This is a genomic window from Dactylosporangium sp. CA-052675, from assembly GCF_050947935.1.
Lineage (GTDB): Bacteria > Actinomycetota > Actinomycetes > Mycobacteriales > Micromonosporaceae > Dactylosporangium.
In genome coordinates this window covers 6,726,783-6,740,453 of sequence record NZ_CP192010.1, presented here as the reverse complement: position 1 = coordinate 6,740,453, position 13,671 = coordinate 6,726,783, and the positions used below count along the sequence as shown (strand labels likewise).

General features: G+C 72.9%; 10 protein-coding genes. 8 read left to right on the top strand and 2 right to left on the bottom strand.

From position 1 onward, the window contains the following. Nucleotides 1-171 precede the first annotated feature (171 nt). Entirely contained in the window at nt 172-1,686 is a 1,515-nt protein-coding gene (locus ACQP1P_RS29975) for an MFS transporter (protein ID WP_433075785.1), read from the top strand. Nucleotides 1,687-1,910: 224 nt separating this feature from the next. On the opposite strand, the gene ACQP1P_RS29970 is transcribed toward ACQP1P_RS29975, so the two are convergent. Beyond that, nucleotides 1,911-2,642, bottom strand: coding sequence for an SDR family oxidoreductase (locus ACQP1P_RS29970; protein ID WP_433075783.1), 732 nt, complete (start codon nt 2,640-2,642; stop codon nt 1,911-1,913). Between the two features lie 405 nt (nt 2,643-3,047). On the opposite strand from ACQP1P_RS29970, the gene erm reads away from it, so the two are divergent. Beyond that, the gene (gene erm, locus ACQP1P_RS29965) at nt 3,048-3,827 is read left to right on the top strand and encodes an ErmE/ErmH/ErmO/ErmR family 23S rRNA (adenine(2058)-N(6))-methyltransferase (RefSeq protein WP_433075781.1); all 780 of its coding nucleotides are present in this window, start codon (nt 3,048-3,050) and stop codon (nt 3,825-3,827) included. A 98-nt stretch (nt 3,828-3,925) separates the two neighbouring features. On the opposite strand, the gene ACQP1P_RS29960 is transcribed toward erm, so the two are convergent. Beyond that, nucleotides 3,926-5,110: a GAF domain-containing sensor histidine kinase gene (locus tag ACQP1P_RS29960; protein WP_433075779.1), complete on the bottom strand. Its 1,185-nt coding sequence runs from the start codon at nt 5,108-5,110 to the stop codon at nt 3,926-3,928. Nucleotides 5,111-5,256: 146 nt separating this feature from the next. Between ACQP1P_RS29960 and ACQP1P_RS29955 the strand changes: the two genes are divergently transcribed. The 6 genes from ACQP1P_RS29955 to ACQP1P_RS29930 all read left to right on the top strand — a co-directional run bounded on the left by ACQP1P_RS29955 (nt 5,257) and on the right by ACQP1P_RS29930 (nt 13,586). Beyond that, entirely contained in the window at nt 5,257-5,862 is a 606-nt protein-coding gene (locus ACQP1P_RS29955; protein ID WP_433075777.1) for a TetR/AcrR family transcriptional regulator, read from the top strand. Between the two features lie 3 nt (nt 5,863-5,865). After that, on the top strand, nt 5,866-7,602 hold the full coding sequence (locus ACQP1P_RS29950) for an ABC transporter ATP-binding protein (protein ID WP_433075775.1): 1,737 nt from the start codon (nt 5,866-5,868) through the stop codon (nt 7,600-7,602). Beyond that, entirely contained in the window at nt 7,599-9,590 is a 1,992-nt protein-coding gene (locus tag ACQP1P_RS29945) for an ABC transporter ATP-binding protein (protein WP_433075773.1), read from the top strand. The genes ACQP1P_RS29950 and ACQP1P_RS29945 overlap by 4 nt, the downstream gene beginning before the upstream one ends. 331 nt (nt 9,591-9,921) lie before the next feature. Then, the gene (locus tag ACQP1P_RS29940) at nt 9,922-10,980 is read left to right on the top strand and encodes a sulfite exporter TauE/SafE family protein (RefSeq protein ID WP_433075771.1); all 1,059 of its coding nucleotides are present in this window, start codon (nt 9,922-9,924) and stop codon (nt 10,978-10,980) included. 138 nt (nt 10,981-11,118) lie between these two features. After that, nucleotides 11,119-12,753, top strand: coding sequence for a glucose-6-phosphate isomerase (gene pgi, locus ACQP1P_RS29935; protein ID WP_433075769.1), 1,635 nt, complete (start codon nt 11,119-11,121; stop codon nt 12,751-12,753). A 236-nt stretch (nt 12,754-12,989) separates the two neighbouring features. Continuing rightward, nucleotides 12,990-13,586 carry a hypothetical protein gene (locus ACQP1P_RS29930; RefSeq protein ID WP_433075767.1) on the top strand — a complete coding sequence of 199 codons (597 nt, stop codon included), beginning with the start codon at nt 12,990-12,992 and terminating at the stop codon, nt 13,584-13,586. Nucleotides 13,587-13,671 lie beyond the last annotated feature (85 nt).

Below are 13,671 nucleotides of genomic sequence, written 5' to 3'. Positions count from 1 at the left end.
GGGCCGGGCGCGGCGGGGGAGGCGGCCGGGCCGGGCGCGGCCAGGTGGACGCCGGGGCCGGGTGCGGCGGGGGAGGCGGGCTGGCCCGGCGCGGCCAGGTGGACGCCGGCCGACACCGGGTCGGTGCGTCGCCCGGAGGAGAACATCTCGGCCCTGTCGTAAGGTGTGTCCGTGCAAGAGGCCACTTTCACCAAGCGCGCCGCGGTCGGGCTGCGCTCGGAGCGCGGACCGATCCTGGGCTCGGTCATGCTGACCACCGGCCTGGTCGCGCTGGACAGCACGATCATCGCCACCGCCGTGCCGTCGGTCGTGCGCGACCTGGGCGGGTTCGCGCACTTCCCGTGGCTGTTCTCGATCTACCTGCTCACCGCGGCCGTCACGACCCCGCTGTACGGCAAGCTCGCCGACGTGCTCGGCCGCAAGCCGGTCATGTTCATCGGCATCGCCGCGTTCCTGCTCGGCTCGGTGCTGTGCGGCGCCGCCTGGAGCATGCTCACGCTCATCGTCTTCCGCGCGATCCAGGGCATCGGCGCCGGCGCCATCCAGCCCATCAGCATGACGATCATCGGCGACCTGTACTCGGTCGAGGAGCGCGCCCGCGTCCAGGGCTACGTGGCCGGCGTCTGGGGCGTCTCCTCGGTCGTCGGCCCGACCCTCGGCGGGGTGTTCGCCGACTACCTGTCGTGGCGCTGGATCTTCTTCGTGAACCTGCCGCTGGGCCTGTTCGCGGCGTGGATGTTCGCCCGGCACCTCAAGGAGAACGTCGAGCGCCGCGCGCACCGCATCGACTACCTCGGCGCCGGGCTGCTCATCGCCGGGTGCACGCTGCTCATCCTGGCCACCCTCGAGGGCGGCATCATGTGGGCCTGGGCCAGCGCCCCGAGCATCGTCATCTTCACCCTCGGCGCGGCCATGATCACGGCGTTCGTGTTCGTCGAGCGCCGCGCGGCCGAGCCCGTGCTGCCGCTGTGGGTGTTCCGGCACCGCACGCTCATCGGGGGCAACCTGGCCGCGGTCGCCGTCGGCGCGCTCGTCATCGGCCTGAGCTCCTACATTCCCAACTTCTCCCAGGGTGTCCTGGGCACCAGCGCCCTCGTCGCCGGGTTCGTGGTCGCCGCGATGACGCTGGGCTGGCCGATCGCGGCGACGCTGTCGGGCCGCGTCTACCTGCGCATCGGCTTTCGCAACACGGCGCTGATCGGTGGCGCGGTCATCATCGCCGGTACCGTCATGTGCGCCCTGCTCACCGAGACCACCACGGTCGCGATGACCTCCGTCGCCTGCTTCGTGGTCGGCGTCGGTCTCGGCCTCGCCGCCGCCCCCACGCTCGTGGCCGTGCAGTCCGTCGTGGGCTGGGACCGCCGCGGCGTGGTGACGGGCACGAACATGTTCTCGCGCTCGATCGGCAGCGCGGTGGGCGCGGCCGTCTTCGGCGCGATCGCGAACACGACCCTGGACCGCCGCTTCGCCGCCGCCCCGCCGGACGTGAAGCCGTCCCTGACCGCGGGCGCCGATGCCACGACGATCCTGCTGAGGGCCGGCACGGCCCCGGCGAACGTCGTGGACTATGTGCGGGCGGCCCTCTACACCGCGTCGCACAACGTGTTCGTGGCGCTGGCCGTGGTGGGCGTGTGCGGCGTGGCCGTGATGCTGCTGATTCCGCGGCGGGTGGAGAAACTGCCGTAGGGTCCCGGCACTTCGCCGGACCCCGCCGCCACCGCGTCGGTGCCCCGGGCCTCGCCCCGCCGGCCGGCGGGGCGAGGGCACGCGCCCGACACGCGCCGCCGGTGTCCAGTTCCTAGTTTCCTAGGAAGCGAAACACGACGTGAGGCGGTCGCGGGGCTCCCGGGCGCCGCCCGCTGCGACCGTCCGAGCGGACCCGGATACGTCAAGCGGCGGACCCGGATACGTCAAGCGGCCAGAGCGCCACCGTCGACCGGAATGACGGTGCCCGTCGCGAAGGGCTGGGTCATGCAGTAGATGAACGCCCGCGCCACGTCGCCGACCTCGCCCACGCGGGCCAGGGGGACCGAGGCGGCGTTGTCGCGGAACAGGGCCTCGCGGGCGTCGTCGGGCAGCGCGGACCACAGCGGCGTGCGGATCACGCCCGGCTTCACCGCGTTCACGCGGATGCGCGGGGCCAGCTCCACGGCCAGGGCCCGGGTCAGCGCGTCCATCGCGCCGCACAGGCTCGCGCCCACCGTCCAGCCCGGCGCGGGGCGGTCCGCCGCCGTGCCCGTGATCAGGGTGATCGAGCCGCCGTCGCGCAGGTGCGGGGTGGCGGCGCGGACGGCGGCCAGGGCGCCGAAGTACCGCAGGCGGAAGAAGCCCGCCGCGGTCTTGGTGTCCAGGTCGGCCAGCGGGGTGAGCACCAGGGGCTCGCCGGCGGTGTACGCCAGGTGGTCGATCGGCCCCAGGGCGGTCACCGTCGCGGTCAGGGCGGACTCGTCGGTCAGGTCGGCGGCGTGGCCCGTGGCCCCGGCCGGGAGCTCCGCCAGGGCCTTCGCCACCCGGGACGGGCGGCTGCCGACGACGGCCACCTCCGCGCCGAGGGCGGCCGCGGCCCGGGCGGTGGCCAGGCCGATGCCGGAGGTGCCGCCGAGGACGGCGACGCGCCGGCCGGCGAGTGCGACTGGCTCCATGGGCTCAACGGTGCCCCGGGCGGGGGCCGGGCGCCAAGACCCGTCTCGCCGGGGCTCGCGCGGCGGCGCGCGGCGCTCGGGCACCGCCGGCCCGCTGCCGCGCTTCGCGCGAGTCTGGGCAGGCACGACCGGCGGGGCGGCGCGGCCCGCTGATTCGCGAGTTCGTAAATGCCGCGCGCGAGCGTCCGCCGTTCTGATAGCTTCCGGCGATGACCACCACGACGCATGCCCTGATGCGGGCGGCCGTGATGCCGGCCGCGCGTCTGCGTTTCCGGCGTCGTGCCCTGGTCTGCCAGGCCTGACGCCCGTCACCACGAACCGGGAACTTCCAGGTCGAGAACGCTAGGTGCAGTACCGGGGCCCTTCCGCGTCCGCATTCGCCGCGAACGAACAGGGAACCTGGTCATGTCTCGCTTTTCCGCTGCCCATCCGCGCGCCCGGCGCGTCTACGGGCAGAACTTTCTGATGGATCCGGCGGCCGTGCGCCGCGTCGCCGATGCCGCGGCCCTGCGCCGTGGTGATCTCGTGTTCGAGGTCGGGGCCGGGCGGGGCCGGCTCACCGAGGAGCTGGTGCGCCGGGCCGGCCGGGTGGTCGCGTTCGAGGTCGATCCGGGGATGGCCGCCGCGCTGCCGCGCCTCGGCGGGCTGACCGTGCGGGTGGCCGACTTCCTGGCCGCCGCGCCGCCGCCGGAGCCGTTCGCGGTGGTGGGCAACATCCCGTTCGCGCTGACGTCCGGGGTCGTCGACTGGTGCCTGCGGGCGCCGGGGCTGACGTCGGCGACGCTGCTGACCCAGCTGGAGTACGCGCGCAAGCGGGCCGGGGACTACGGGCGCTGGTCGCGGCTGACGATCGAGACGTGGCCGGAGGTCGACTGGCGGCTGGCCGGGCGGGTGCCGCGGGCCGCGTTCCGGCCGGTGCCGCGGGTCGACGGCGGGCTGCTGCGGTTGACCCGGCGCCCGGTGCCGCTGGTGGAGGCGGGCGGGCTCGGGACGTACCGCGGCATCGTGCATCTGGGTTTCAGCGGCGTCGGGGGCTCCCTGTATGCGTCGCTGGCGCGACGGTTCCCGGCGGCGCGGGTCGCCGGGGCGTTCCGGGCGCTGCGGCTGGACACCCGCACGCCGGTCGGGCTGGTGTGGCCGGAGCAGTGGCTCACGCTGTTCCGCCTGCTCCGCGCCGGCCGGTGACAGGGTCGGGGGGCGGTCCCGCGGCGCCGGGGCCGTCGGCCCGGCCGACGGGGACGGCGGGCCGGCAGCTCGGTCGCGTCCGCGGCCGGTGCCGCCGCCTACGGCAGGCTGAGCCGGGCCGTGGTGCCGGCCCCGGCGGAGCTCAGGGTGATCCGCCCGCCGTGGGCCGCGGCGGTCTCCTGCGCGATGTGCAGGCCGAGGCCGACGCCGGGGACGGCCTGGCGGCGGGCGTGGCGGCCGCGGAAGAAGCGCTGGAAGACGTAGGGCAGCTCGTCCGGCGGGATGCCCACGCCGGTGTCGGACACCTCGATCGCCGGGTTCGGGACGCGGACGGCGCGGACGGTGACCTTGCCGCCGGCCGGGGTGAACAGGATCGCGTTGCGGACCAGCTGCTGCACGGCCTGGGTGAGCCGGGCGGCGTCGACGGACACGACGGAGGCCTCGGCCGGCGGCTCCACGACGACCTCGACGCCGCGGGGTTCGGCGAGGGCGCTGCCGGCCTGGACCGCGGCGGTGAGGACCATGTGCAGCTCCACGGGGCTGCGGTGCAGCAGCAGCGGGGCGTCGGCGGGGCGGGTGCCGGTGAGCAGGTGCTCGACCATGCCGACGAGGCGCCGGCCGTTGCGGTAGATGGGCTCGACCAGGCGGTTGTATCCGGCGAGGCGCTCGTCGTCGGCGAGCAGCTCGAGGTACCCCTGGATCGCCGTCACCGGCGTGCGCAGCTCGTGCGAGATGGTCGCGATGAGGTCCTCCTCGCGCTGGGTCGTGCGGGCGAGCTCGTCGCCGAGCTCGGCGAGCATCAGGCGGCTGCGCATGAGCGACAGGTGCCCGGTCGCCTGGCGGGAGAGGGTCTCGAGGGCCTCCTGCCGGCGGGGCCCGAGGTCGCCGGGGCGGTCGTCCTTGACGCAGAAGGTGCCCAGCACGTGCCCGTCGTCGTCGATGAGCGGGGCGCCGGCGTAGAAGCGGATGTACGGGTCGCCGGTGACGTTGGGGTAGTCGCGGAAGTGCGCGTCGGCGCGGGCGTCGGAGACGACGAGGGTGCGGCGGGTCGGGATGGTCTCGGCGCAGAAGGAGATGGCGCGCGGGGTCTCGTCGAGGGCCAGGCCGGTCTTGCCGGCGAACCACTGCCGGTCGCGGTCGACGAGCGTGACGGTCGACATGGTGGTGTCGAAGACCGACACGCCGAGCTGGGTGAGCTCGTCGAGGGCCTTCGGGCGCGGCGCGTCGAGCACGCCGTAGCTGTGCAGGGCGGACAGCCGGGCTTCCTCGTCGACGTCGCGCATGGCGGGCCTTCCCTTCCGGTTCTAGTGGGATCATCGTCCGGTCGTGGGGGAGCGGCGTGTGATTACGGGCCGTTGCCACGTGGTTGCAACTCGGCTCAGGGTGAAATCGCTTGTACGAGTGAGTGCTCGCTCATTACAGTGAGCCCGTGAATGCCGAGACCCGTCGCCGGCGCGTGCCCGCGCTGGCTCCCGACGAGCGGCGCGCGGCGCTCATCGCCGCCACGTTGCCGCTGCTGCGCACCCACGGGGCGGCCGTCACCACCCGGCAGATCGCCGAGGCCGCGGGGGTCGCCGAGGGCACCATCTTCGGCGTCTTCCCGGACAAGGCGTCGCTGCTGTCCGCGGCGCTCTGCTCGGCCTTCGAGCCGGAGCCGGTGCTGCGCGCCCTGTCCGCGATCGACCCCGGCTCGACGCTGCGTGAGCGGCTCAGCGCCGCCGCGGCGATCCTGATGCGCCGGGTCGAGGGCTCGGTGCCGCTCATGATGCTCGCCCGCACCATGCCCCTGGACTCCTCGCCGTTCGCCGCGCTGGTGGACGGCCGGCGCCGGCTCTCCGACGCCGTCGCCGAGCTGATCGAACCCGACAAGCACCTGCTGCGCCGCAGCCCGGCGGCCACGTCCCGGCTGCTGTTCGCCCTGGTCGTGAGCACCGTGCGGGGCGACCTGCCGCACGAGGAGTTCACGCCGGACGAGATCGTCGCCGTCCTGCTCGACGGCCTCCTGCACGTCCCATCCGACCCTGGAGACGCCTGACCGATGCTGATCCGTCTGCTGCGAACATACCTGCGGCCCTACCGCGGGCCGATCACCCTGGTGGTGGTGCTGCAGCTGGTGCAGACGCTCGCCACGCTGTACCTGCCGACCCTCAACGCCGACATCATCGACCGCGGCGTCGTGACCGGCGACACCGGCTACATCCTGCGCGTCGGGGGCTTCATGCTCGGCGTGTCGCTGCTGCAGATCGTGTGCTCGGCCGCCGCCGTGTTCTTCGGCGCCCGCGCCGCGATGGCCCTGGGCCGCGACGTGCGGGCCGGGATCTTCGCGAAGGTGCAGCAGCTGTCGGCCCGCGAGGTCGGCGAGCTCGGCGCCCCGTCGCTCATCACGCGCACCACCAACGACATCCAGCAGGTCCAGATGCTGGTCCTGATGACGTTCACGCTCATGGTGTCGGCGCCGATCATGTGCTTCGGCGGCATCGTGCTGGCGCTGAAGCAGGACGTGCCGCTGTCCGGCCTGCTGCTCGTCGTCGTGCCCGTGCTCATCATCCTGATCGCGCTCATCGTGGTGCGGATGCGGCCGCTGTTCCGGCTCATGCAGGTGCGCATCGACCTGGTGAACCGGGTCATCCGCGAGCAGATCACCGGCATCCGGGTCATCCGCGCGTTCGTCCGCGACGAGCACGAGCGGCGGCGCTTCGCCCGCACCAACGCCGACCTGCGCGAGGTGTCCCTGGCCACGGGCCGGCTGATGTCGCTGATGTTCCCGACGGTGATGCTCATCGTGAACGCCTCCAGCATCCTCGTGCTGTGGTTCGGCGCGAAGCGGATCGACACCGGCGGCATGGAGGTCGGGGCGCTGACCGCGTTCCTGAGCTACCTCATGCAGATCCTCATGTCGGTGATGATGGCGACGTTCATGTTCGTCATGATCCCGCGGGCCGAGGTGTGCGCCGAGCGCATCCAGGAGGTGCTCGGCACCGAGTCCAGCGTCGTGGCGCCGGCCGACCCGGTGACGAGCCTCGACGTGCGCGGGGAGCTGGAGCTGCGCGGCGTGTCCTTCCACTACCCGGGCGCGGATCTGGCGGTGCTCGCCGACGTGGACCTCGTCGCGCATCCCGGGCAGACGACGGCGATCATCGGCAGTACCGGCGCGGGCAAGACGACCCTGCTCAACCTCGTGCCGCGGCTGTTCGACGCGACGGGCGGCACGGTGCTGGTGGACGGCGTGGACGTGCGCCGCATCGACCCCGCGCTGCTGGCGCGCACGGTCAGCATGGTGCCGCAGAAGCCGTACCTGTTCTCCGGCACCGTCGCCTCCAACCTGCGCTACGGCCGGCCCGACGCCACCGACGAGGAGCTGTGGCGGGCCCTGGAGGTCGCGCAGGCGGCCGAGTTCGTGCGGGCCATGCCCGAGGGGCTGCAGGCGCCGATCGCCCAGGGCGGCACCAACGTCTCCGGCGGGCAGCGGCAGCGGCTCGCGATCGCCCGGACGCTGGTGGCCCGGCCCGAGGTGTACCTGTTCGACGACTCCTTCTCCGCGCTCGACTACGCCACCGACGCGGCCCTGCGCGAGGCGCTGCGCCTCGAGATCGCCGACGCGACCGTGGTCATCGTCGCCCAGCGGGTGAGCACCATCCGCGACGCCGACCGCATCGTCGTGCTCGACGAGGGCCGGGTCGTGGGCACCGGCACGCACCAGGAACTCATGGACGGCAACGAGACGTACCGAGAGATCGTGCTCTCGCAGTTGACGGAAGCGGAGGCCGCGGCATGACGGCACCAGCTCGGCCCGGCGGCGCTCCCGGCGGTGGCGCGCGGCCCGGCGGCGGACCGGGCTTCGGCCCCGGGCGCATGATGATGGGCGCCGGCGGCCCTCCGGCGAAGATCGAGGACTTCAAGGGCTCGGCCAAGCGGCTGCTGAAGATGCTCGCCCCGGACCGTTTCATCGTGGTCGCGGTGCTGGTCTTCGGCATCGCCAGCGTCGTGCTCTCCACGCTCGGCCCGCGGCTGCTCGGCCACGCCACCGACGTGATCTTCGAGGGCATCATCAGCAAGAAGATCCCGGCCGGCACCACCAAGGAACAGGCCATCGAGGCGCTGCGGGCCCGGGGCGACAACGCGTTCGCCGACCTGCTCGGCGGCATGAGCAACCTGGTGCCGGGCCGGGGCATCGACTTCGACCGGCTCGAGCGGGTGCTGCTCGGCGTCGCGGTGGTGTACCTCTTCGCCTGGATCCTCGGCCTGCTGCAGGCCCGGCTGACGACGGTCATCGTGCAGCGCACCGTGTACCGGCTGCGCGAGCAGGTCCAGGCCAAGCTCGCCCGGCTGCCGCTGAGCTACTTCGACCGGCAGGCCCGCGGCGAGGTGCTGTCCCGCGCCACCAACGACACCGACAACATCGCGATGACCCTGCAGCAGTCGCTGTCCATGCTGCTCACGTCGCTGCTGACGATCGTCGCGGTGCTCGGCATGATGTTCTGGATCTCCCCGCTGCTGGCCGTGATCGCGCTCGTCACCGTGCCGGTGTCGGTGGTCATCACGGCCCGCATCGGCAAGAAGTCCCAGCCGGAGTTCGTCAAGCAGTGGGCGAGCACCGGCCGGCTCAACGGCCATATCGAGGAGATGTTCACCGGCCACTCGGTCGTGAAGATCTTCGGCCGGCAGGCGGAGGCGGCCAAGACGTTCGAGGAGCACAACGAGGCGCTGTTCGCCTCGGCGTTCCGGGCCCAGTTCATCTCCGGGCTCATCCAGCCCGCGATGATGTTCATCGGCAACATCAACTATGTGCTCGTCGCCGTGGTCGGCGGCCTGCGGGTGGCCTCGGGCACGATGACGCTGGGCGATGTGCAGGCGTTCATCCAGTACTCCCGGCAGTTCTCCCAGCCCCTGACCCAGGTCGCCGCGATGTCGAACCTCGTGCAGTCCGGCATCGCCTCGGCCGAGCGGGTCTTCCAGCTGCTCGACGCCGAGGAGCAGGCCCCGGAGCCGGCCGCCCCGGCGCGCCCGGCCCAGGTCCGGGGCAAGGTCACCTTCGAGCACGTGTCGTTCCGCTACAAGCAGGACGAGCCGCTCATCGAGGACCTGTCGCTGAGCGTCGAGCCCGGCCAGACGGTCGCGATCGTCGGCCCGACCGGCGCGGGCAAGACGACGCTGGTGAACCTCGTCATGCGCTTCTACGACCTGACCGGCGGGCGGATCCTGCTCGACGACGTGGACATCGCCGCGATGTCGCGCGACGAGCTGCGCGAGCAGATCGGCATGGTGCTGCAGGACACCTGGCTGTTCCAGGGCAGCATCGCGGAGAACCTCGCCTACGGCGCCGACCACCCGACGCCGGAGAAGATCGCGGCGGCGGCCGAGGCCGCGCACGCCGACCGGTTCGTGCGCACCCTGCCGGAGGGCTACGACACCGTCATCGACGAGGAGGGCGCGGGCGTCTCGGCGGGGGAGAAGCAGCTCATCACGATCGCCCGGGCGTTCCTGGCCGAGCCGACGATCCTCATCCTGGACGAGGCGACGAGCTCGGTCGACACCCGCACCGAGGTGCTCATCCAGCGGGCGATGAGCACGCTGCGGGCGGGCCGGACGAGCTTCGTCATCGCGCACCGCCTGTCCACGATCCGCGACGCCGACCTGATCCTCGTCATGGAGCACGGGTCGATCGTGGAGCAGGGGACGCACGACGCGCTGCTGGCGGCGGGCGGCGCGTACGCACGGCTCTACTCGGCCCAGTTCGCCGCCGCCGCGGTCGAGGTGGACTGACCCGCGCGCAGGTTCCGCGGCGGCCCCGGGCGTTCACGCGCGCCCGGGGCCGCCGTCGCGTGCCGGCCCATGACTCGGGTCCGCCGGGGTGCGGACCGTCGCTCCCGCCAGTCACCGCTCGGCGCTGCGCGCCGTCGCTGCCAGGTCCGCGGTCGTCACCCGGGCCAGCTATCAGTCCGACGGCACCGGTCACACAGCGTCATCGAATCCGGGCGTCCGCGCAGTTCGGCCGGGAGCGGGTCACGCTGGGTGCTCATCCTCCCGGCTGACTTCTCACCTTTGTCGACCTACTTAGTGGACAAAATCGGGTTTCGGAGCCAGACTTCTCGGCATGGATCCGTTGCTTGCGTTCGCCGGGCTCGGAGTCGGGATCGTCGTCGGGCTGACCGGGATGGGCGGCGGCGCGCTCATGACGCCGATCCTGGTGCTGTTCTTCGGCGTGCCGCCGCTCGCCGCCGTGTCCAGCGACCTCGCCGCCTCCGCCGTGATGAAGCCGTTCGGCGGCTGGGTGCACGCCCGGCGCGGGTCCGTCAACTGGGGGCTGGTGCGGTGGCTGTGCCTCGGCAGCGTGCCGAGCGCGTTCGCCGGCGTGCTGCTCATGCGCGCGATCGGCGCCGGCGACCGGGTGCAGGACGTGGTGCGGCTGGCCCTCGGGGCGGCGCTGCTGCTCGCGGTGGTGGGGCTGCTCGTCAAGGCGTACCGGAAGAGCTCGGCCGGCGACGACGGCCCCGCGGCCCCGATCAAGGTCCGGCCGGTGCCCACCGTGCTGCTCGGCGCGCTCGGCGGCCTCGTCGTCGGCATGACCTCCGTCGGGTCCGGGTCGCTCATCATCGTGATCCTCCTCGCGCTGTACCCGGCGCTGCGCCCCCGCGACCTCGTCGGCACCGACCTGGTGCAGGCCATCCCGCTGGTGTTCTCGGCCGCGCTCGGGCACGCGATCTTCGGCGACCTCAAGCTCGACCTCGCCGCGGCGGTGCTCATCGGCTCGGTGCCGGGCGTGCTCATCGGGGCCCGGCTGTCCTCGCGGGCGCCGGCGGGCGTGGTGCGGGCCGCGCTCATCGTCGTGCTCATCGCCAGCGCGCTGAAGCTCTTCGAGGTGCCGACCGGCACCGTCCTGCTCGTGATCGCCCTCGCGACCGCCGCGGCCGTGGCGGAGGGCCTGCGCCGGCGGCGCAACCGGGCACCGCAAGCCCTGCCGGACCCGGCCGCCGACCCGGCGGACGCGGCCGACCCGGCCGGCCCGGCCGATCGGGCGGACGCGGTGTTCCCGGCGGACCCGGCCGATCGGGCGGACGCGGCGTTCCCGGCGGACCCGGCCGATCGGGCGGACCCGGCCGCGATCGGCGCCTCGGCCGCGTCGCGCGACGCGATCGGGCACTCCTCGCGCTGAGCCCGTCACGAGCGGCCCGCACGGCCGGGCGTGGTCCCGTCCGTCACACAAGATCGGGACAGCGACGACGAGACGGACGCGAAAGGGGCAGAATCAGCGGGTGGAGTGTCACCACGCTGACTCGCTAGGAGCTTCCTGATGCCTCGGCTCAACCATCTGCCCGAGTGGGCCGCGCTGGTCAAGCACCGCGCGGAACTCGGAGAGGTTCACCTGCGCGACCTGTTCGCCGAAGATCCCGACCGGGGCCGCCGGTACGCGCTGCAGGCCGGCGACCTCTACCTCGACTACGGCAAGCACCTCGTCACCGACGAGACGCTGCGCCTGCTGCAGGACCTCGCGGCCGCCCGCGGCGTGTTCGAGCTGCGCGACCGGATGTTCCGCGGCGAAAAGATCAACTTCACCGAGCACCGGGCGGTGCTGCACACCGCGCTGCGGGCGCCGCGCGACGCCGAGATCATCGTGGACGGCGAGAACGTGGTGCCGAAGGTCCACGCCGTGCTCGACCGGATGTCGGCGTTCGCGGACCGCATCCGGTCGGGGGAGTGGACCGGGTACACCGGCGAGCGCATCACGACCGTGATCAACATCGGCATCGGCGGGTCGGACCTCGGCCCGGCGATGGCGTACGAGGCGCTGCGGGCCTTCACCGACCGCTCCCTGACCTTCAAGTTCGTCTCCAACGTCGACGGCGCCGACCTGCACGAGGCCGTGCGCGACGCGAACCCGGCGACCACGCTGTTCATCGTGTCGTCGAAGACGTTCACGACGATCGAGACGATCACGAACGCGACCGCCGCGCGCCGGTGGCTGCTCGACGCCCTCGGCGACGACGCGGCCGTGGCCAAGCACTTCGTGGCCGTGTCGACGAACGCGGGCGAGGTCGCGAAGTTCGGCATCGACACGACGAACATGTTCGAGTTCTGGGACTGGGTCGGCGGCCGGTACTCCTACGACTCCGCCATCGGCCTCTCCCTGATGATCGCGCTCGGCCCGGACGGCTTCCGCGCCATGCTCGCCGGCTTCCACCAGATGGACGAGCACTTCCGCACCGCGCCCCCCGAGGCCAACGCGCCGCTGCTGCTGGGCCTGCTCGGCATCTGGTACCGCGACTTCCACGACGCCCAGACCCACGCCGTGCTCCCGTACAGCCACTACCTGTCGCGGTTCACGGCCTACCTGCAGCAGCTCGACATGGAGTCCAACGGCAAGTCGGTCGACCACGAGGGCAAGCCCGTGGACTGGGCGACCGGCCCGATCGTCTGGGGCACGCCCGGCACCAACGGCCAGCACGCCTACTACCAGCTGATCCACCAGGGCACCGAGCTCATCCCCGCGGACCTGATCGGCTTCGCCCAGCCCGTCGCGGAACTCGGCCCGCTGCGCGAGCAGCACGACCTGCTCATGGCGAACCTCTTCGCGCAGGGCCAGGCACTCGCGTTCGGCAAGACGTCGCAGCAGGTGGCCGCCGAGGGCGTGGCGGAGGCCGAGGTGCCGCACCGCACCTTCCGCGGCAACCGCCCGACGACGACGATCCTCGCCGACGAGCTCACGCCGCACGTGCTGGGACAGCTGATCGCGCTGTACGAGCACAAGGTCTTCGTCCAGGGCGCGATCTGGGACATCGACTCCTTCGACCAGTGGGGCGTCGAGCTGGGCAAGGTCCTGGCGAAGCGCATCGAGCCGGCGCTGACCTCGGACAGCCCGGACCTGTCGGCGCTGGACGGCTCCACGGCGGGCCTGGTGGGCCGCTACCGGGCCCTGCGCGGCCGCTGAGTGGTCGCGAACTGACCGCGCGCGGGCCGAGGGGCGCTCTTCCTTCGGCCCGCGTTCGGCTGCAACGGCTTCGCGCAGAGCCTGACGGCAGCGCCGCTGCAACGGCGCTCCGGAGCCTGGTGTCCGACATTTCCGCCCACGCCCCCCGAAGCTCCATGTTCGGGTCACGTCAGGGTTTGCTGGGAGCCCGCTGTCAGCACCCGTCCGCGCACCCAACGCGACGTACTGTCGTTGACGTGATCGCCGACGCCGACCTGCAGTCGATGACCGCCGCCGAGCGCGCCGACCTCGCGCGCCGGCTCGCCCGGCTGCAGCCCCGCCCCGCCCGGCGCTCCGTCGCGGCCACCGAGCGCGCGCGCCGCCGGTTCGTCATCGTCATCGGCGTCGCGAGCGTCCTCATGATCCCGTGGGTCATCGCGCTCGCCCTGCGGTTGCCGCCGCAGTACCTCGCGGGGAACTGGGACCTCACGTGGGTCGGCTTCGACGTGGCGCTCATGGTCGCGCTCGGGTTCACGGCCTGGGCGGCGCTGCGCCGGCGGCAGGTCGTCGTGCTCGCGGCGCTCGTGAGCGGGACGCTGCTCGCGTGCGACGCCTGGTTCGACATCATGACCGCGTCGGGGCCGGACCGGTGGGTCAGCCTGGCCACCGCGTTCCTGGTGGAGCTGCCGCTGGCCGGGTGGCTGTTCTTCGTCTCGCACCACCTGGTGCGGCTCAGCATGCGCCGGCTCATGGTGCTGTCCGGCCAGTCGCCGGAGGTCTCGCTGCTCAAGCTGCCCGCGCTCGGAGTGCCGTCCCACCGGCCACGACACCCCGAGCCACGGGCGACCGCGTAGGGCCGCCGTCCCACCGGCCACGACACCCCGAGCCACGGGCGACCGCGTAGGGCCGCCGTCCCAGCGGCGGCGGCACCCCGAGCCA